We start from the raw sequence: 20,730 nt of genomic DNA on the forward strand, positions 1-20,730 counted from the left end.
CTGTTAAAGTTTACCAGCAATTCAAGCAATGCAGAAGTGTTGCAGTCAAACTCAATTCTTGCACAAACATTCACACGGCTTGGATTGCGACATGGGGCTAAAACGTGGATTTACAACAAATATTAGGCAGGCGCGGGCTGTTACTCGTTTTTGTTTATTGTTTATTAAGGCACTCGTGGTCTCCCGTTGGTCGGCATGCCTACTTTTTTGCCTGCAGAAAAAAGTAGGTGCTCTTCCGCCGGCACGAGGCGGGATCAATTTTGACCTAAAGCAACAGAATTAGTCCGGCCTGGGCGGACATGAGCGGGAACATTAAAAAATTTGAAAATATACTATCCCTCCAACCAACACCAAAAACATACTTTCATAAAGCCAGACTTTCCCAGCATGAACAAAATAATACGCCATTAATACTGCTGCGGGGGGTGCGCATAAAAGAAAATGGTATAATCTGAGGTCTTCTTTCAGGTAGAATGACACCAGACCGATAATGAACATAAAAAATAGTAGCTGAAACGATTTGCGAAGGTGAACCACGCTTCGGAAAAAATTCTTTTGCAGCTGGAAAAATCCCAGTACCAAAATAGCGGCAACAGGCAGGAGGACAAGGGTATCGTAAAAATTAATCCGAAGGTTGGTGGGAAATTTTGATGTCAGTGGCAGCCAGATCCTATAGAACTGGTCCAGAGAGTCGTTCCAATAATAAAAAACACCCAGGAAAAAGAAGATTGTTATGAAACCAGTGATCACGGCAAGCCACTCTCTCCAGTTAAAGGGCCGGAAAATAATGAGGCTGATCCAGAGAAGCGGAAGCATTGCAATAAAGGGAAAGTATATGAGCGTGCCTAATGCAACGATCATTCCCAGGTCATACATAACAGATCGAACTTCATCTCTTTTGTAAATACTGAGGAAACGCTCCAACATCCACAATAAAAGGAAATTACAAAACAGGGCAGGACTTAATATCAGGAATGGGGTAAATAAACTCCCTGCAGAAATGTATAGTAAGGCTGGCAGATACGTTGATTTCCCCAGAAGGTTATACGAATTTACGATCCAGTTGAAAAGCAAGGCTTGTACAAAAATCAAAAACGCCGCAACATAAATATTCGTTAGTGTTGGAAGTGAGTTTTCCGGAATTGGAACAAGCAACCTCGCAAAAGGCTCGATAAAATCAACACTGACCTGCTCAGGAAGATGCATAAAAATACCGGCTCTCAGCAAAAGCGTGATAACCGCAAGGAAAAGGATATTTACAGGATTAATACTGCGGAACTGCTTGATCATACATCGGCATTTGCTACAATATTAAGATAAAAGAGGGGAAAGGTGAAAGGTGAAAGGTGAAACAAAGCCCCGGAAGTCTCCCCAGCGATTTAAAGTTTAACGTTTCCTTAACAATCTCCTCATTCCCGATTACGTAATTAGTATAAAATCTTTAACATGACCACAGAATTCATTATTCAGATCATACTACTTTTGATAATTGTTATCGTGGGGATTTGGCTAAGTCCGTATGATGTGGGGTTTGAGGAGGAAGAACTTTGATTAGTTGAAAGAGGAAAGGTGAAAGAGGAAAGTTAAAGGGTCGATTATCCGTGTCGCACTTTTCACCTTTCACCTTTCACCTTTCAACTGACGTGAAATTCTCTCAAGCTGCCGTGTATGGTGTTTCGTATGGATTTCGATAAACCTCCACCATTGCTTTGCATTTAAGAGTCCCAGGCGGGGGTGCTTGATCATTTGATCCCTGTCGGCTTTATCCACTTTATCTTTGAGTTCTGAGAGACGCTTTCGAAATTTAACAATCAAATTTGATGCTTCTTCTTTGCTTATGATCTTCACCATTGAGGCGATGCGCTCGGGTGCTTTGAATTTCCCTGGTGGGAGTCTACCAAAGAAAAGTATAGCCAAAACCTGCCAGGGGGTGCCCTTTTTATTAATGATTCCCGTTTTGAGAAAACACTTCTCAACAGCTATTAATGAAGCCAAATTTGATTGAAAGATATGAGAAAAGGTTTCAGAGTATGACCATTGTCCTTCTGCCGGACTTTGGGTAAATACTTCTTCCGATACCTCCTGTAAAAGGGTTTCATATTGGCCTACGGCTTCAATCATCGACTTGAAATGGCTGTTTACGCTCACAGTATCTGTACTAATTCACTAAGGCAATAAATCTCATGTACCACATCTTCGGGCTTTTCTTTGCGTCCGGGGTTGAAAAAGATCGCTTTCATCCCGTAAGCCTGTGCGCCTCTGATATCAGCCTCAACGCTGTCCCCGATCATCAGGCTTTCTGCGACTGATGCAGTGGTCGTATTTAAGGCATGATCAAATATAGCTTTATCAGGTTTGTTAAATCCTATTATTTCTGAAATGAAAATGGTGCTAAAATATTTTGCAAGGTCGGTATTCCCGATTTTTAGCTCTGTAGATTCTTTGAACCCGTTGGATATGATGTGAAGAGTGTACTTGCTTCGAAGATACTCCAGCGTATCGTGAGCATGCGGAAAAAGGTTTGTTTTTGTAGGACAGATAGTAACATAATCGTTCTCAAAATTGATTGGTATTCTATCAGGCGACAACCCCAGTTCAATAAAAGTCTTTGAGAATCTTGTTGAACGCAATACCTCTTTGCTGATCTTGCCAATATGATAATCTGCCCAAAGCTGATGGTTGTTTTTAGTGTACGTCTCGATAAAGGCATCAGGAGAGTGCAAACCCAGGTCCTTCAGCCCGTAAGTATGATATAGTTCATGGAGCGTCTCTTCAGCATTCTTGTCGAAATCCCAAATGGTGTGATCAAGGTCGAAGAAGAGGTGTTTGTAGATGGAGGGGGTCATGTGAGATATAGCTGGTTTAGTGATAGAAACGAGTCACATTGAACAAACATGAGTTATAAGTTGTAAGTTATAAGTCAAAAATGCGCAGACATACCGACAACTACGCTTATCCGGATCGCTGCACAAACCTAAAACTTATTACTTACAACTTACGACTTACGACTTACAACTTTTACCTTTGCAGGGCATATGGAATTTAAGCTAACATCTGAATATAAGCCAACCGGCGATCAGCCTGAGGCGATCCGTCAATTGGTTGAAGGCGTTAATAGTGGCGAACATTATCAGACGCTTTTAGGGGTTACAGGCTCCGGAAAAACCTTTACCATAGCGAATGTTGTGCAGGAGACGCAAAAGCCGATGTTGGTCCTCAGCCATAACAAGACGCTTGCGGCACAGCTCTATGGAGAATTTAAACAGTTCTTCCCGGATAACGCGGTTAATTATTTTGTTTCCTACTACGACTACTATCAGCCTGAGGCTTATATCGCTTCATCGAACACTTATATTGAGAAAGACCTCCAGATCAATGAGGAGATTGAAAAGTTGCGTTTGCGTACCACTTCGGCATTAATGTCCGGCAGGCGTGACGTGATCGTCGTTTCATCAATTTCCTGCATTTACGGTATGGGAAACCCCGAGGATTTTTCAAACTCGGTTTTTCGATTTGCAGTAGGGACAAAGATCAGCAGGAATGCATTTTTGCATCGCCTTGTTGAGATCCTATACTCACGTACAACTGCCGATTTCAGAAGGGGAACATTCCGGGTTAAGGGAGACACGGTCGATATATATCCTGCGTACATGGATTATGCCTACCGGGTTTCTTTCTTTGGAGATGATATTGAAGAGCTGACCACGATAGATCCTGCGTCGGGAAAGACAATGGAGAAAATGACACATATGGCCATCTTTCCCGCCAATCTGTTCGTAACACCTAAGGATCGATTCAATAAGTCGGTTTGGTCTATCCAGGAGGAACTTGAAAGCCGCAAGCAGCAATTTATTGACGAAAAGCGGTTCCTGGAGGCTAAACGGCTGGAAGAACGGGTAAATTACGACCTGGAGATGATGCGTGAGCTTGGCTATTGCAGCGGTATTGAAAATTACTCGAGGTTCTTTGACGGCAGAACTCCGGGAATGCGCCCCTTCTGTCTCCTGGATTATTTTCCAGAAGATTATCTTATGGTGATCGATGAAAGCCATGTTACAGTGCCGCAGATCCGGGCAATGTACGGCGGCGACCGCTCAAGGAAACTTTCTCTTGTTGATTATGGCTTCCGCCTCCCCGCTGCACTCGATAACAGGCCTTTAAATTTTAATGAATTTGAGAAACTTGCACCGCAAACAATTTATGTCAGCGCAACGCCGGGAGATTATGAGCTGGAACAGACGGAGGGGGTTTTCGTTGAACAGGTAATCCGCCCAACGGGACTCCTTGATCCGGTGATAGAGATCAGGCCGGTTATAAACCAGGTCGATGATCTGCTTGACGAGATCGATAAGACAGTCAAGATGGGAGATCGTGTGTTGGTAACTACTCTGACGAAGCGAATGTCGGAAGAACTTACTAAATACATGGATCGGCTGGGGATAAAGGTCCGGTATATTCACTCCGAGGTCAAAACCCTTGAAAGGGTTGAGATACTTAGAGATTTAAGGCTTGGCGTGTTCGATGTACTTGTGGGGATAAATTTATTGCGTGAAGGATTGGATCTTCCTGAAGTTTCACTTGTAGCTATTCTCGATGCTGATAAGGAAGGATTTCTTCGTTCTGAGCGTTCACTCATCCAGACTATTGGCCGGGCAGCCCGAAACGATCGCGGGCGGGTTATCATGTATGCGGATAAGATCACGGATAGTATGCGGGTTACTATTGATGAAACCAATCGCAGGCGTGAAAAGCAGATTGCGTATAATACGGAACATGGAATAGTACCGAGGACAATAGGTAAATCGTGGGAGGCTATTATCGAACAGACCTCGGTAATGGACTTCAAGGGAGGAGTTCAAAAGGCATACATTGAAAAAGAGATGACAGATGACTTGGCTGCCGATCCGATTGTTCAATATATGACCAAACCGGAGCTTCAAAAATCGATCGACAAAACGAAAAAAGATATGGTTAACGCCGCTAAAGACATGGACTTCCTGCTTGCTGCAAAATTGCGGGATGAAATGTTTGCGCTGGAGAAGATTATGGAGGAGAGGTTTGGGACTGGGACTGGTAAATGAAGGGAGTGATCAGTGATCAGGTGATCAGTAATCAGTGATCAGTAATCAGTATCAGTAATCAGTGATCAGTAATCAGTGCATGTGTACCTATATTACTAAAACAAATCTCAATGGCGGTTACCACCACTGGGCGTAGCCACCTGATTACTGATTACCGGCGGTAGCCACTTTTATTCGTAGAACCATCACCACGATTACAACTTTCAATGCTATTCTCGAATCACCGGGCGCTGCCACCGATCACGTTAATAAAATTTCACAACGCAAACAACATGAACGGCCAATATAGAAAAGACATATATCCCGGCCTCGAAGTCGACATAATCCTTAAAAAGGATCAGAGAACGGGTAAACGAACAAGAGGTATAGTTCAAAGCCTTCTCACAAGCTCTGCTTTTCATTCAAGAGGGATTAAGGTCAGGCTGGAGGATGGACAGGTGGGGAGAGTGGTGGAGATAGTGAGTTGAACTTTGTACGTTATACGTAATACGTTGTACGTTGTACGTCTGGGCGGATAGCGAACGAACCTATCCGATCTTTGAAGTTGGATTTTAATAAAACGTGTGGTTTAACGTTTGGTACGTCAGAAAGAAACGGAAAACATACTTGGCGTTCTGGTACGTTGTAATAGTTATTATTAAGAATGTAAACCGTATAACTTCACGTTGGGTACGTCGGCAAGAAAACGTATAACGTATTACGTACAACGTATAACTTTACAAAACAGTGAAACATATTCAACATTTTATCGTCTATATTTGAAGATCAGAATTTATTCTCATGGCATTATTAAAGATTTTATTTATTACTATTTGCGTTTTATGGCTGCTAAAAATGGTTGCCAGATTGTTATTACCTATGTTTTTCCATAAGATGATGGCGAAAGCGCAAAACCAGGCAAACCAAAGATATCAGCAACAACATAATCATAACCCGGACGGTCGTATCAGAGTTGACTACATGCCTCCAAAGGAAAAAAGCCGTGGCGATAATGCGGGTGATTTTGTTGATTACGAGGAGGTGAAGTAGGTTGTTGCGGTTGACGGTTGACGGTTGACAGGCTGGGCGGAGAAGGACAATCGGTGATGGTGGTTAGTTGTTAGTAATTAGGTGTTAGGGCCAGACGGAAAAAACTACGTCCACCACAGCCATTAATATTCCGGATTTTTCTCTAATATTCCTTTGACCCCGAGGGGGTCACATATTTATAGTATCGAAATCGGCATTTTCATCGACCCTGAAGGGGTCGCATTTAGAATGCGAATTCATTTAAATAATACGACAACACATACGACCCCTTCAGGGTCGGGATTTCGGGACCAACATTTTCTATAAATATTCGACCCCTTCAGGGTCGGTAAGAAAGCCATTTCCCTTTGTCCCTACTATCTGAGTAGCCATTGCCATTTTTATGAATGAAATTCTTCAAGATAGAGTGCTCTAATCGCCAGATGAATGCCCGTTAAATCCTTCCATCTGACATGCCTGTTGCGAAACGTATTGCGTTCAACTTAAAACGTATTACTTTTTTTCTATTTTTGGCATTCAACTAATTTGAGGATAATGAATAACTGGTTTAAACGCAATGGCATTCACCTGGCGATCATAGGAATTTTTATTGCGATATGTTTCGTGTATTTCAGTCCTGCGCTGCAGGGAAAAGCCCTGTTTCAAAGTGATGTTATTCAAGCTCAAGGCATGCAAAAAGAGATCATGGACTACAAAGCCAAAGATGGTAAAGGTCCTCTCTGGACGAATTCCATGTTCGGAGGTATGCCATCTTACCAGATTTGGGTTCAGTATCCTAATAACATAACTACCTACGTCATCTCATTTTTCAAAGCAGTTTTCCCAAATCCTATTGATACTGTTCTGCTTTATTTATTGGGTGCATATTTTCTGTTCTGTGTGCTGAGAATGAATCCCTGGCTGGCTGCAGCCGGTGCGATTGCATTCGCTTTCTCGTCCTATAACTTTCAGATTATAGATGCCGGTCATAGCAACAAAGCAATTGCAATCGCATTTTTTGCCCCTATTCTTGCCGGTATAATAATGACCTTCCGGAGGCAATATCTTGCCGGAGCGGCGATAACCGCCTTATTTCTCGCTATTGAGATCAGGACCAACCATATCCAGATGACGTACTATCTGTTCCTGGTACTTCTGATCCTTATAGGGATAGAATTATATCACGCAATTAAAGCAAAGACCACCAAAGAATTCATTAAGTCTTTCGCCTATCTCGCAGCAGCGGCGGTTCTTTCAATTGCAGTAAATGCAGGTGCATTGTGGACAAGTTATGAGTACGCAAAAGAATCAACCCGTGGACCATCGAATTTAACAACTGATAAGTCTGAACCGAATAACGGCCTGGACAGGGACTATGCTTACGCATGGAGCCAGGGTGTTGGAGAAAGCCTCACCTTCTTGGTACCGAATGCTTACGGCGGTGCTTCCGGGGTATCTGACTTAGGTGTAGATTCTGAAGTTGCAAAGACACTTGGATCAAAGGGAATTCCGGCAGAACAAATCATGCCTGCGATGCAGCAATTGTATGGTGTCGGCTTAAGCACCTACTGGGGCGACAAGCAATTCACATCCGGTCCGTGGTATTTTGGGGCTATTATATGCTTCCTGTTTGTTCTGGGATTATTCATTATAAAACACAGAATCAAATGGTGGATCCTTAGTGCGACCTTGTTGTGTTTGCTGCTTTCGTTTGGAAGACATATGCCTTTCTTGTCCGATATCTTCTTTAATTACTTCCCGCTTTACAATAAATTTCGTGCAGTTGAATCAATCCTGGTTATTGCAGCTTTATTGGTACCGGTGCTTGCAATTCTTGCAGTAAAAGAAGTTGCATTCCACACAGAAGATCCGAATAAGCTAAAGAAACATCTGCTGTATTCGCTTTACATAACTGGTGGACTTTTACTGATATTAATCGCCGTTCCATCTTTACTACTGGATTTCAGGGCGACTGGCCATAATCAATTTGTCGAGCAATTAACCCAATTAACTAATGGCGACCGCCCGTTCGCTGACAGCATTGCAAATTCCCTGATCCAGGATCGGATCAGCATGGCGCGAATGGATGCCTTGCGCTCGCTGGTTTTCGTTCTCATTGGTGCCGGACTCATTTGGACTTTAATCAATAAGAAACTTAGTCCACAGATCGTATTTATTCTTCTGGCTGCCGTGATTTTAGGTGATATGTGGAATATTGATCGCCGATACCTGAACAATGAAAAGTTTGTTGAGAAAAATGTTCTGGCACAGCAATTTCAACCTAGGGATGTGGATCAGATGATCATGCGCGATACGTCAAATTACAGAGTATTTGATCTAAGCGGCAGACAAGGTCCCTTCTCAGATTCAGGTCCTTCCTATTTCCATAAGAGTCTTGGCGGATACCATGCGGCTAAATTGAAACGGTACCAGGAGCTGCTTGACAAACAGTTTAATGGTTCTATCAATGAAGATGTACTTGACATGCTGAACACTAAGTATGTAATTACGTCAGATCAAACCGGTTCAAAACAAACCGTACAAAACAGGGACAGCGCAGCCGGCAATGCCTGGTTTGTACCGAGTGTTACATATGTTAAAAATGCGGACCAGGAGATGGCTGCGATCAGCAGTTTTGATCCTAAAAAGGTGATGATTGTTTCGGAGGAGTTCAAGCCAATGATCGACCTTAGACGAATTGGATTTGATGCGAATGGATTTATCAGGTTAACCTCATATCACCCAGACCTCATGACATATGAGTATTCCTCAGGCAAAGATGCACTGGCTGTGTTTTCTGAAATGTACTATAAACATGGGTGGAATGCCTATGTTGACGGACAAAAAGTTCCATATTTTAGAGCCAACTATCTGTTAAGAGCCGCACAGCTGCCAGGTGGTAATCACAAACTGGAATTTAAGTTCGAGCCTGCATCATATTATACTGGGGAGATAATCTCGTTAATTGCGTCTATTTTGCTTGTTTTGGCACTTGGATATGCGATGTACTTGGAGGCTAAGAAGCCGGATGAGGGAGCGAAGGTGGTGAAGGGGTAAACTTGACCCCTCATCCGATAGCTATCGGATCCGCCCTGGGCGGACAGCTTCCCCCTGCCTACCGCAGGCAGGTTGAAAAAAGGGGAGCGCTAGCGTACACACCGAGAGAGCATCTCAAAACAGAAGCAAAAGGACCTCAATCGTTCGTCCTCTTATGCTTTACATAATACGCAGCTAATTTCGCAGCAATGATCCCATGATTGAACAGATTTGGGATAAGGCCGTAGTGTTTTGAAAAAATATGGAAGCGCTCGATCAGGCTTTGGCGATGCCGCTTTTTGGACATTCCTCCAACAAGATACTTCGCGACATACATTCTGGTGTTGACTATCTTTTTCGAACGCTTCGCAGCTTTTAAAATCCAGTCAATATCTGAACTTAGCTTATAATCGAGATCATATGGTTCTGTTAGAGACCTGCGGATGTAGATAGCCTGGTGACTGATACTCATTCCAAATTTAAAGTCTCTCCAGGTGAAGTTCTCAGGAGCTTTATGCCGTCTTTGTCCGAGGCTCTTCCAATTTTCATCGTACATCTCGGTCTCGCCGTAGTAGATATCTCCGTCCGGTTCGGAAGCAAATATTTTTTCAACGGTGTCTGCAGCATATATCTCATCTCCCGAATTCATGAACAGGACGTAGTCACCCTCGGCCAGGGCGAGGCCTTTGTTCATCGCATCGTAAATGCCCTTGTCTTTTTCTGAAACTAACTTACTAATGCGCGACTCGTATTTCTTTAAAACTTCCAAAGTGCCATCCGTAGAGGCACCATCAATCACTATATATTCAATGTTTGAATAGGTCTGTCCAAGTACTGAAAGCACCGTGCGCTCAATATCATGCACATTATTGTAAACTATTGTTATGACGCTTAATCTAGGCTGAAACATGGCCACTTAATAAAGAATTGTACATTTTCACATGTCGTTGTGCGATCTCCTGTTCAGAGAAATTATCCATAATGTGGTTTCGCGCGTTTGATCGAAGCATTAGCCTGTCGGCATGACTAAATACCCAGCTTATCCCGGCGGCAAGGTCGCTTGATGAACGATACTCAGCCAGGTAGCCATTTGATTTATGCTCAACCATATCTGGAATTCCGCCCGTAGTAAATGCGACCACAGGCGTACCGCATGCGAGGCTTTCCATAACAGTATATGGAAGATTGTCTTCAAGCGAAGGTGCCATAAATACATCGGCAGCACTATAGCACATCGAGAGCTTTTCCTCAGATGCAATGGTACCCAGAAATGTGGTTCTGACGGGAAATGCAGGTACATTGCTGGTGTCTCTATTTCCGAAGATGACTAGTTCAATTTTATCTTTATCTACTTGTTGATCCCGGGCAAAAATTTCCAATGCCTCAACAAGATATGAGGTTCCCTTATGCATATCCTTGCGGGATGGCATAAAACCGCTCATGATAATGAACTTATCCGACGAAAGCCCGAGGTTTTTGCGGGACTCAGCTTGTGTATGCGGCTTGAAAATCTCCATATTAAGTGTGTTTGGTATAGTTATAATTGACTTAGAATTTAACAGCTTACTCTTCAGTACAGACTCGGCCATCCATGCACTTGGCGCGATGATGGTCAACTCTATTCCTTGATAAGATTTGTTTTTTCTCATCCAGATTCGATGAGACAAGTCCTGGGGATGCGATCGTCTAAGCACCGGACAATTGCCACATTCATTCATGTAGTGATCACACGTGTACCGAACATGGCAACCTCCGGTAAACGCATTGCTGTCGTGAAAAGTCCACACCAGGGGCTTGTTTAAACTGGAAAGCTTCGCAATGTCTTCCGGGCGCAGAAATGCGTGATTCACCCAATGTATGTGAATAATATCGGCTGATTTCAACAATTTCCGTTGCGATAGGTCCTTCCCCCACAAGGGTATTGAAAAAGGGATTGGCAGAGGCTTAACAAAAATTTTATTGGCCAGGCGTTCGAGAATAATCGCTGCTGCGGTTAACCATTTAGAAAAAAAGCCGCTTGAAAGATCGTGAACTTCAGGGTTGTCTTTAAAAAGAAAATTGACGGCTACCTGTGAATCTATTCCATGCTTTTGAAGCGCTTTACTCAGACGGTCGCATGCCTTTCCTGCTCCTCCGTTTCCAGTGTAAGTATTTAGATGAAGTATCTTCACGAATATCAAAAATACAAAATAAATGCTCTTAAGGCTAGCCACCTGGTGCCTTCAAGAAGTATTATTTCAAGAAAGTATAAAGGGCCATCGCATCAATTGCCTCCAGCTTTAGCTGGAGGTATTGGATTGCATAGTGAACGGGCTTCAGCCCAACCATTAGCGTTTGGGCTAAAGCCCAGTGACACCGTTATCTTGCCCACCGGCTAAAGCCGGTGGCAATTTATCAAATCCATAAAAAAAGGTATTGGCTTGATATAGCATCCCATCTATAATATCTCTTTGATGAATCTGACAACACGTTCTAAAAAACTCCCTTTCCGATTCGCCAGAAAATACTTAATTGACTGGTATGCTTCCTTGTTCTCTTCAATGACGTCCGGAAACTCCGTTACCCTCCGTTCACTGATTTTAACATCGTACATATTATTCTTCCCGGAATGAATTCCGGTCCCATCATGTCCAATATTGTTGATTAGAGAAGCCGAGGGATTGAGAGTTAGTCCGTCGTTCAAAAATATGGATGCATACCATCTGATGGCCCAGGAATTATTCTTCCCTCTTTTGAATTCCCTTACCTGTTTCCAGAAGTTCATAGTGCCTTCAATGGAGAACTGGTATCGCTTGTGACTGTCAAAATTACTGATGATCTTATCGATATCAGGTTCGAAGTATTTCCATGCCCTTCCCCAAGTCGCCCAACCCCAGCTTGACGCCGCACGATAAAAAAAGGTCTGGGGTAAGTTATTACTTTTTAGAGGATACATGTACGCCCCAATATGCATAACCCGATCCTGATTTTCGTAACGTTGTAATGCATCATTGAAATACTGCAGGGCGAATTTTGAGCTAATCAGATCGTCTTCGAAAACTATGACTTTACCATATTTTTCCGTGAGCATGGTGACGCCATCAATGATTGAATTAGCAAGTCCTAAATTGGCTTTCCGTTCTATTACCTGTACTGATTTAAAACCTTCAACTGATCTGATGATATCCCTCACCTCTGCAACTTTGCCGTTATGGAGGTCATTTTTTGCTGCGTCAGAAAAAATAAATAACCGGGACTCATCTGCAAGTAAATTCTGCTTCAAAAACTTGATGGTACGCCGTGTATGCTCAGGACGGTTATAAACGAATAAAGCTATGGGAGCCAGGGTTTGCATCGGTGCGATTTAGTTCTATATGAATTGGGCCTCAGGTGTGATCCTTAATAATGCCAATGACGACAGAAAACGTTTAGTTCATCCCCAAAGTATTCGATAGCCACTTCTCCGCGAGGCGGGGCCATTCTAATGCAGCGTTATTTCCAGGTCGTAAACCATAACCATGTCCGCCTTTTGGGTAAATATGAAATTCAAACGGAAGTTTTTGCACCCGTAAAGCATTTGCTAGAGGCAAAGGAAGATCATTCTGATCGTCGGCGGTGAAAAATATGAAAACAGGCGGTGTCTCACTTGTCACTTTGATCAGGGGATTAAGCTCTTGCTTATTCGGACCGTTTGCCGTGTATGCAGGGTAAATCAGTACGAGAAAATCCGGACGAGCGGATATATCATCCGTTTTATCAATTGGCTCGTAGGTCCTCGTGTTAAAACTTGTACCAGCCATGACTGCCATGTGCCCCCCTGCTGAAAAACCCAGCATACCGATTTTATTCTTATCCAGTTTCCATTCGTCTGCCCTGTCACGAACAAGCCGAATGGCACGCTGACCATCCTGCAGGGCTCCTTCACGGTTATCAGGTACCCGGTATTCCAATAAGAAAACAGTGAAGCCCTTGGCAGCGAAATGTTCGCCAACTTCCTCTCCTTCGAGGTTGAAAGCGAGGATTTTGTACCCCCCGCCCGGACAAACAATAATGGCGGCTCCATTTGATTTTCCCTGCGGACGATAAACCGTTAACTGAGGGTCAGTAATGTTCGTAATCCGTTTAACGTTTCTGCTGGTGTCTGCGGCTGGCTCAGCCGGATGCTTTGCTTGGCTTTGACCGGGTACAGGGCCTGGCCAAAGCTTTATGATCTGTTTACTTTGAGCAAATGTATTCATTGTCAGGACGCAGCAAATAATATTTAGTAAGATGGTTTTCATTTAACAGATATTAATCAAATCAGGCGACTATTTCATGTTTAGCAATTCATCCATCGTGAAAGGTTTTTGACGCCCTTTGAATTTGTTTCGCACTCCATAAACATCCCCGCTTTGAATCAAATCCCCTTTGTTGTTCCAGGAATTCCTGATATAGTTGAGAAGTTGTGAAATATCCGCATCGGAAAATTCTTTATTTGCTGCAATGCCCGGCATCTCTCCATTTATTTCCGGTGCCTTGTAAAGCTTGTTCCCAATTTGGATAGGACCTGTTAACCCAAACAAAACGATCGCACTCAATTTATTCTTGTCGCCCGTTACCCACTCAGAATTGTTAAGAGGTGGTGCCAGAGAAGCCACACCATTTCCATCAGGGCCATGGCAGGTCTGGCAGAAAGATTTGAATATGGTTGCACCTCGTGGAAACTGCACCGCAAGATCAACCTTGTTATTTTTGGCTTTGTCTGCATCTGCCAAAACCTTCCTTAGCCTCCGGTTAATTGTAAGAGCTGTATCTGGGTTTGAAGCAGTGAAGTCTTTGTAATACCAAGCTTCTTCGTTTTTCAGTCCACTAATAACCGCATCTGAAACGTATAGATCAGTTCCGAAGGTTTTGCCCAAGTTCAATAGGAGCGATTTCTGAGCAAGAGAACTAAAAGGTTTGATAGCTGGGCTTAGAAAAGCAATGTATGGGGCTGCCTGTGGATCTTTTGCCGCTATCAATTTTTCGAAGTATGTGACGAACTCAGTATAATTTTCCTTGTTAATTACTGACCGGGAAAGGGCGAATGCCTGCATTCGCAGGTTCGGGTCCGGACTTGTGAGAAAGGGCCATAAGTCTTCTTTGGTTAGCAAGCTCAAGCCTTCCAATGTCCAGAGTGCGTGAGTTGATGCAAGGGGCTGAGTTGAAGTTTTTAAAAGTTTCCTTAGAAGAGGCGCTACGTTCTTATCCCCGGCATCAATTAAGATCTGCTGAGCCATGCTCCGAACCCATCCATTTTCATTTCCTAATAGCTTAATGAGCTTGATCTTATCGCCGGAAAACTTAACTGGCCGGGATTTTCTGTTCTTCGGCACAACTTTGTATATCCTCCCATATGACAGTGGTTCGGTAAGTGAACGTTCTTTTATCTCGTTCTTTAAATATGGGGTTAAATACGTTTTGTGCTGGATAATACCTCTGTACATATCAACAATGTACAATGCCCCATCCGCCCCATTATACAGATTGGTAGGCCGGAATCGTTCGTCAGTGCTTCTCAAAAATTCTTTGTTCGGATAGGCTTGTCTGCCCGTTACTGAATAGCCGTTATTTTCGAGAATGTTTCTTTTGATCAAATTGGCTGAGGGTTCTGCGACAAATGCATTACCATAATATTGCTTGCCAAACAGGTGACCGTTGTATATAACAGGCCCACATGCCGCAGTGAAATTCACGAGTCGAAGGCTATCATCAAGTACACCTGGCTGATAACCCCTGTTTACACCCGTTGTAGCTCTAGCCGGATAAACCTTATTGCTGCCGACCATTTTTTTATTGAATCCTGCGACGGACAATTGATTCTCGTTCGATGCACCAAAGCCTGGACTAAAGAGGTCGCCAAGTAAATTCTCAGAGTTGTTATTATAAAATAATCGCCCCTGATCATCCTGGCTGATGCCCCACTGCCCACGGAAATGAGTTCTTTCAATTAACCATTTTTCCCCTTGCTTACGATAGCGACGGTCAGATTTTGCATTGTAAATCCAATTATCCAGGGCTCGAAAAAGACCATTAGGTTGATGCTCCACATTACCGCCTTCAGCATAAGTTGGATCCACTAAAGTTTTTTTGACAGGCTTATCATCGCGGATTTCATAAAACCATAAACGCGGTGATTCTGCAACCAGAATTCCATTTCCAATAAGGCAAATGGCACGAGGGAGAAGCAGGGAATCCAGGAATACTTTGCGATCGTCCATCATCCCATCACCATTTTTATCGCTCAGAATTGTTATACGGCCCCTCGGCTTATCTTCGTCAGTTCCGACGGTGTCGGGCATATAGCCTTCCATTTCAACAACCCACATCCGTCCAATTTTGTCAAAAACAAAGGCAACAGGCGAATTAACCAGGGGTTCTTTCGCAACGATTTTAACTTCAAATCCATCTTCAAGCTCCATTGTTTTTATGGATTCCTCGGCCGACAACACCGGAGATGAATTGTATTGCTGACGAATGCGCAGCGAATCAAGGGTAAAGCTTGCTTCAATTTGGCGGAACGCTCCGCTTCCAATCAGAATGAATAAACCTATTATTAGAAAGGTCAGGAAATACGTTCTGCTTCTCATGAAGTTTATTTGTTTGCTCAGGTTAAAATCTCCGACTCTTTTGTTTTGTGCAGTAAAATCGTATAAGCACTGGCAAATTTCTCGTGCCTTTTTCTGCCGCCAAGTTTTATTAAGAACACCTTAACCCAGAATTCGAGGTCGATCCTGAGCGTGCTGAAGAAATTCCGGCTTTTCTTTTGATTAACAAAAGTATTGAATTTTGTAACCTCCGGTTCAATTATGGTAATCTTATCGCTCAGGATTTCAAAACCCTCAGTCTGGACCAAAAATCTTAACGAACTTGGTGTGTACATATTGATGTGACCATAAGCCAGAAAATGTTTCATCCTTTTGTCGACATCATACCTGTAATCAATCGGCACTTCTATAACTGCATTTTTTGATACCCGCCTGATCTCACGGAGCAACATCCTTTCATATTCAACGTGCTCCAAAACATGCGATAAAATTACCAGGTCAAATTCATTGTCTGCAAAAGGAATCTGATAACCATCGAAAACCTGAACCGACTTTATAGTATTCAGTTTTCTTTGTACAATTTGTTCAACTCCGCTTTCGGAAATTTCCAACGCGTAAAGCTCAGGAGCAAACTGCCACTCGTCCAGATATTTCAAAATACTTCCATCTCCGGCACCAACTTCGAGTATCTTTTTGAACTGACCACTTCCACAAACCTGAACTATATTTCGCGCCTTGTACTTTGCACTAAGCATGCGCCATTCGTCGTCTTTACCTTTATAAAAATCGTCGTAGGCGGTCTTCAATCCAGAGCTCACCAGTTCTTCTTTATTCATTACGATTAATAGGGGGTAAAAATTGAATTGTAACTACTTTCATTCCACGGGTTGATCACCTAAATACCCAAACAATTATTGCCCTTGTAAAATACCGAAGTAGATTTTCTATAAAAAAGGCCAGGGGAGATTCCTGAAAAAGAAATTTCTTTGAATCCTTCTTTTTCAAAAAATACTCGGGCGTCATTATATTTTAGTCTTTCAGAATCATCCAAAACAACTACACCTGTTTCACTCAACGCTGACAATGAGTTGTAGCAGCAATTAACCCTGTCACGACCATCGACAATAATAATATCAAATTTTCCGGGTAAAGACGAAGGCATCCTGCTATAATCACCGTTACTCTGAAGGTCACAAAATATCATTTCTGCATTTGAGGGAGATGATCCAGCGATCTTTTCATACCATGCTTTATCATGTTCTACCGAAACGACCTTCTTCGCCCTTTTTGCATAATAGAGCGTTGAATTACCTGAACCAAATTCGAAAACGGTATGGCTATCCTTTATTCGCTGTGAAATAAAATCAATAAATGAGTAGGTCACCCAGGGAATTGGCTCACCATTATCATCAATTGGTGAATGTGTACTCAAGGCTTTGAACCATCCTATCTCTGCCAGATAGCCTTTGACCCCAAATGATAGTAAAGCTTTAACTTTCGCCGGACTTAACAAGCTGAAGATTGATTCCTTTCTTTTCAACGTCTCGGAATTTTTTGTATTAGTGAAATTAAAAAAAGTGATTTAAGCATTTTCAGTCCCTGATGTCTGGTCCTTGCAAATACAAGAATAAAGAATGTGGCTGAAAAGTATGCAATTAAGGTTGCGATTGATGCCCCAAGTCCGCCATACAGAGGTATTAGCCAAAGATTAAGAAGTATGTTTATGATTGCACCAACTGCTGTGCGGTAGAATGAGATCATAGTATAGCCTTCCGCAAGAAGGTATTGTCCGCTGGCACTGCCAAGGAAAACAAATATTCCCGACCAAATATGAATGGAAAGCATTATTCCTGCTCCCTGAAATTGATCCCCGTAAACCAGGTGAATAAATGTATCGGCACCAACACTAACCACCAATGCAACCGGTACACTTATAATTATCAGGAGATCATATAAATTCTGTAGACGCTTCTGATATCTTGGCGGGTCTGTTTTTCGTGCATGAATGATTGCTGGAAACACCGAAGTGACAATTGCTACGGGAATAAAGTACCATGATTCACTGATCCGGGCAGCTGAACTATAGATTCCGGCTTCCGTGCTCCCGGCAAAGTGTTTGAGCATCAAAATGTCGATCTGCATGTACAGCGTGACCATCACGGCCGACAATATCAAGGGCCATGATTTACTTAGGAGTGATTTAGCGCGGTGTGTTTTAAATGTCCAGTTACGGATATGAAGCTTATCCCGATGATATATAATAACAAGTCCGATGGCCAGCATCAGGCCGTCGATAACTAAAGCAAATGCAAAATAAACCAGTGGAAGCTTTAATAAAACGAAGGTTATCTTGATTATTGAGGATAGAATCAGGCAGACATTTTGAACCTGTACGACAAACTTAGAACGAACCTGAGATTGAAAATAGGAATCAATTATGTTGAATGATTTGAACAGCAGAGCTGAGGCGCAAAAAGTGATTATAAGCGTTAGGTCTGTCCCTTGCTGTTCGGCGATACTTCTGGAGAAAATATAAATAAGAACAGACGCGGGCACTAGAACCAGACTAACCGCAAGTCTCATCCAGAAAGCAGTACCTAAAATCTCGTCGCGCTTGGCGGGCTCGTCAAGAACCTCGCGTATCACAAAGCTATCAAGACCGAGTGTGCCCACGGCGGCTATGATTGCAGCGAAGGCAGTTGCTACACTTAGGTCTCCAAAATCGTGCGGACCCAGGAACTTTGCAATGAAGATCCCTACAATTAAGCTTAGCACCTTTCCAAACATCAGCCATCCGGTATTCTTAAAATACTTTTGAAAAGCTTCGGGGTCAAAACCGGGAATGGCAGGTATCCTCATCAAGTACAAACTTATATAAAAAAAGTAAGGGCTCAGTTTTTTGCTGAACCCTTATTAAGTTGAAAGTTGGCGAGTGAAAAGTTGAAAATTGATAATTGATAATTAGCACAGCGTTTAGTTCGCTGTCAACTGTCAACTCTCAACTCTCAACTTAATAATTACTGGTTCACAAACTTCTTAGCATTGATCTTACGCTCGTTTTCACTTAAGTAAATCTTACGCAGACGCATGCTTTTAGGTGTGATCTCGATGTATTCATCAGCCTGGATATACTCCATAGCCTCTTCAAGTGAAAATTTGATTGCGGTTGCAATACGTGTGTTATCGTCAGTTCCGGATGCACGCATATTTGTTAATGCCTTGCCTTTGACTACGTTAACTACAAGATCATTATCGCGGATGTGCTCCCCCATGATCTGACCTTCGTAAACTTCAACACCAGGCTCAACAAAGAAACGACCGCGGTCTTGTAATTTGTCGATTGAGTATGCTGTAGTAGAACCTTTTTCCATTGAAACTAATACTCCGTTCAAACGGCCCGGGATATTCCCCTTCCATGGCTCATAAGCTTTAAAGCGGTGAGCCATTATAGCTTCTCCTGCAGTGGCTGTCAGAACATTATTACGCAGGCCAATAATTCCCCTTGCTGGGATTTCGAATTCAAGGTGCTGTAGATCGCCCTTAGGTTCCATTACTAAAAGATCACCCTTACGCTGAGTTACCAATTCAATAACCTTTCCGGATACTTCAGCAGGAACATCTACAATAAGAGTCTCAATTGGCTCACATTTAACACCATCAATTTCTTTGATGATTACTTGCGGCTGGCCAACCTGAAGCTCGTAACCCTCACGACGCATGGTCTCGATCAGTACTGACAAGTGAAGAATACCACGGCCATAAACCAAATAAGAGTCAGGTGATTCTGTTTCTACCACTTTAAGCGCAAGATTCTTCTCCATCTCTTTGTAAAGCCTCTCACGAAGACGTTGAGATGTTACGAACTTACCCTCCTTACCGAACATCGGCGAGTTGTTTATCGTGAACAACATGTTCATTGTCGGCTCATCAATTTTGATAACAGCCAATTGCTCCGGCTTATCGAAATCAGCGATAGTGTCACCAATATCAAAACCATCGATACCAACTACGGCACAAATATCACCTGAAGAAACTTCCTGGACTCTTACTTTTCCAAGACCCTCAAACGTGTATAATTCTTTAATTCTTGATTTTTGAATAGTTCCATCGCGTTTAACAAGAGAAACCGGTTGATTTTCCTTTATAACACCACGGGCAACACGACCAATAGCAATTCGTCCTACGAACGATGAATAGTCAAGCGAGGTGATCTGCATCTGTAATGTACCGTCAAAACTTGGTGCAGGTGGGATATGCTCAAGGATAGTATCCAAAAGCGGAGTGATGTCTTCCGTTTGCACTTTCCAGTCTGTGTTCATCCAGCCTTGTTTGGAAGAGCCATATAAGACTGGGAAGTCTAACTGATCTTCAGTAGCCTCCAGATTGAAAAACAACTCAAATACTGACTCGTAAACTTCTTCCGGACGGCAATTTTCCTTATCGACTTTATTTACGATAACTACTGGCTTTAAACCAAGAGAGAGTGCTTTTTGAGTAACAAATCTTGTTTGAGGCATGGCACCCTCAAATGCGTCAACCAGAAGAACGACACCATCGGCCATCTTCAATACACGTTCTACTTCACCTCCAAAATCCGCGTGACCAGGAGTATCAATAATATTGATCTTTACTCCTTTATAGCTAACAGAAACGTTTTTAGAAACGATCGTTATTCCTCGTTCACGCTCAAGGTCATTGTTATCAAGTATCAGATCACCAGTTTCCTGATTGTCACGAAACAAATTAGTTTGGTGTAAAATTTTATCAACCAAAGTAGTCTTGCCGTGGTCAACGTGAGCGATGATCGCTATATTCCTTATTTTTTGCATTAAAAATTTGTTCTAAAATTTTTTGCAAAGGTACTGTTTATAAAGGAGAATGGGAAATGGAGAGTGGAGAATGGAAAGTTGAGAATGGAGAATGGGAAATGGAGGATGGGAATAATAAAATAGGGAAATTGAAAAAGTTTCAAGGCTTTGAGGAAGAACGACAGTCTAATTCTTATACACAATGCCAGCGTACAAAATTACAGAGGAAAGACTAAAAACCAACTGCTATTG

At 42.7% G+C, this 20,730-nt stretch carries 17 protein-coding genes; 5 read left to right on the top strand and 12 right to left on the bottom strand.

Annotated elements, in window-relative coordinates; genetic code table 11:
- Positions 1 to 312: 312 nt before the first annotated feature.
- The 3 genes from B5X60_RS10645 to B5X60_RS10655 all read right to left on the bottom strand — a co-directional run bounded on the left by B5X60_RS10645 (position 313) and on the right by B5X60_RS10655 (position 2,846).
- The gene (locus tag B5X60_RS10645) at positions 313 to 1,290 is read right to left on the bottom strand and encodes a DUF6427 family protein (RefSeq protein ID WP_079702674.1); all 978 of its coding nucleotides are present in this window, start codon (positions 1,288 to 1,290) and stop codon (positions 313 to 315) included.
- A 330-nt stretch (positions 1,291 to 1,620) separates the two neighbouring features.
- Complete coding sequence (locus B5X60_RS10650) at positions 1,621 to 2,148, bottom strand: DinB family protein (RefSeq protein ID WP_079702675.1); 528 nt, start codon at positions 2,146 to 2,148, stop codon at positions 1,621 to 1,623.
- Entirely contained in the window at positions 2,145 to 2,846 is a 702-nt protein-coding gene (locus tag B5X60_RS10655; protein WP_139377452.1) for a YjjG family noncanonical pyrimidine nucleotidase, read from the bottom strand. The genes B5X60_RS10650 and B5X60_RS10655 overlap by 4 nt, the downstream gene beginning before the upstream one ends.
- Positions 2,847 to 3,035: 189 nt before the next feature.
- On the opposite strand from B5X60_RS10655, the gene uvrB reads away from it, so the two are divergent.
- From uvrB to B5X60_RS10675, 4 genes are all read left to right on the top strand, one after another.
- On the top strand, positions 3,036 to 5,081 hold the full coding sequence (gene uvrB / locus B5X60_RS10660; RefSeq protein WP_079702676.1) for an excinuclease ABC subunit UvrB: 2,046 nt from the start codon (positions 3,036 to 3,038) through the stop codon (positions 5,079 to 5,081).
- Between the two features lie 272 nt (positions 5,082 to 5,353).
- Positions 5,354 to 5,548, top strand: a complete 195-nt coding sequence (locus B5X60_RS10665; RefSeq protein WP_079703244.1) for a YwbE family protein — start codon at positions 5,354 to 5,356, stop codon at positions 5,546 to 5,548.
- A 313-nt stretch (positions 5,549 to 5,861) separates the two neighbouring features.
- Positions 5,862 to 6,110 (top strand): DUF4834 family protein, encoded by a 249-nt coding sequence (locus tag B5X60_RS10670; RefSeq protein ID WP_079702677.1) that lies wholly within the window; start codon positions 5,862 to 5,864, stop codon positions 6,108 to 6,110.
- Between the two features lie 534 nt (positions 6,111 to 6,644).
- Positions 6,645 to 9,146, top strand: coding sequence for a YfhO family protein (locus B5X60_RS10675; RefSeq protein WP_079702678.1), 2,502 nt, complete (start codon positions 6,645 to 6,647; stop codon positions 9,144 to 9,146).
- A 136-nt stretch (positions 9,147 to 9,282) separates the two neighbouring features.
- Here B5X60_RS10675 and B5X60_RS10680 read toward each other — a convergent pair whose 3' ends face one another.
- From B5X60_RS10680 to typA, 9 genes are all read right to left on the bottom strand, one after another.
- Positions 9,283 to 10,035: a glycosyltransferase family 2 protein gene (locus B5X60_RS10680; protein ID WP_079702679.1), complete on the bottom strand. Its 753-nt coding sequence runs from the start codon at positions 10,033 to 10,035 to the stop codon at positions 9,283 to 9,285.
- Entirely contained in the window at positions 10,022 to 11,296 is a 1,275-nt protein-coding gene (locus B5X60_RS10685) for a glycosyltransferase (RefSeq protein ID WP_079703245.1), read from the bottom strand. Before B5X60_RS10685 ends, B5X60_RS10680 begins: the two co-directional genes overlap by 14 nt.
- A 266-nt stretch (positions 11,297 to 11,562) precedes the next feature.
- Positions 11,563 to 12,459 carry a glycosyltransferase gene (locus tag B5X60_RS10690; RefSeq protein ID WP_079702680.1) on the bottom strand — a complete coding sequence of 299 codons (897 nt, stop codon included), beginning with the start codon at positions 12,457 to 12,459 and terminating at the stop codon, positions 11,563 to 11,565.
- A gap of 73 nt (positions 12,460 to 12,532) precedes the next feature.
- Positions 12,533 to 13,384 (bottom strand): alpha/beta hydrolase, encoded by an 852-nt coding sequence (locus tag B5X60_RS10695; RefSeq protein ID WP_079702681.1) that lies wholly within the window; start codon positions 13,382 to 13,384, stop codon positions 12,533 to 12,535.
- A gap of 27 nt (positions 13,385 to 13,411) precedes the next feature.
- On the bottom strand, positions 13,412 to 15,712 hold the full coding sequence (locus tag B5X60_RS10700) for a DUF7133 domain-containing protein (RefSeq protein WP_079702682.1): 2,301 nt from the start codon (positions 15,710 to 15,712) through the stop codon (positions 13,412 to 13,414).
- 17 nt (positions 15,713 to 15,729) lie between these two features.
- Positions 15,730 to 16,506 (bottom strand): class I SAM-dependent methyltransferase, encoded by a 777-nt coding sequence (locus B5X60_RS10705; RefSeq protein ID WP_245803508.1) that lies wholly within the window; start codon positions 16,504 to 16,506, stop codon positions 15,730 to 15,732.
- 59 nt (positions 16,507 to 16,565) lie between these two features.
- Complete coding sequence (locus B5X60_RS10710) at positions 16,566 to 17,210, bottom strand: class I SAM-dependent methyltransferase (RefSeq protein ID WP_079702683.1); 645 nt, start codon at positions 17,208 to 17,210, stop codon at positions 16,566 to 16,568.
- The gene (locus tag B5X60_RS10715) at positions 17,207 to 18,529 is read right to left on the bottom strand and encodes a flippase (protein ID WP_079702684.1); all 1,323 of its coding nucleotides are present in this window, start codon (positions 18,527 to 18,529) and stop codon (positions 17,207 to 17,209) included. Before B5X60_RS10715 ends, B5X60_RS10710 begins: the two co-directional genes overlap by 4 nt.
- Before the next feature lie 158 nt (positions 18,530 to 18,687).
- A complete protein-coding gene (typA, locus tag B5X60_RS10720) occupies positions 18,688 to 20,499 on the bottom strand; it encodes a translational GTPase TypA (protein WP_079702685.1) in 1,812 nt (603 codons plus the stop codon).
- Positions 20,500 to 20,555: 56 nt separating this feature from the next.
- Between typA and B5X60_RS18300 the strand changes: the two genes are divergently transcribed.
- A complete protein-coding gene (locus B5X60_RS18300) occupies positions 20,556 to 20,714 on the top strand; it encodes a hypothetical protein (protein ID WP_170878422.1) in 159 nt (52 codons plus the stop codon).
- The last annotated feature ends 16 nt before the right edge of the window (positions 20,715 to 20,730 follow it).

Source organism: Daejeonella lutea (genome assembly GCF_900168015.1).
GTDB lineage: Bacteria > Bacteroidota > Bacteroidia > Sphingobacteriales > Sphingobacteriaceae > Daejeonella > Daejeonella lutea.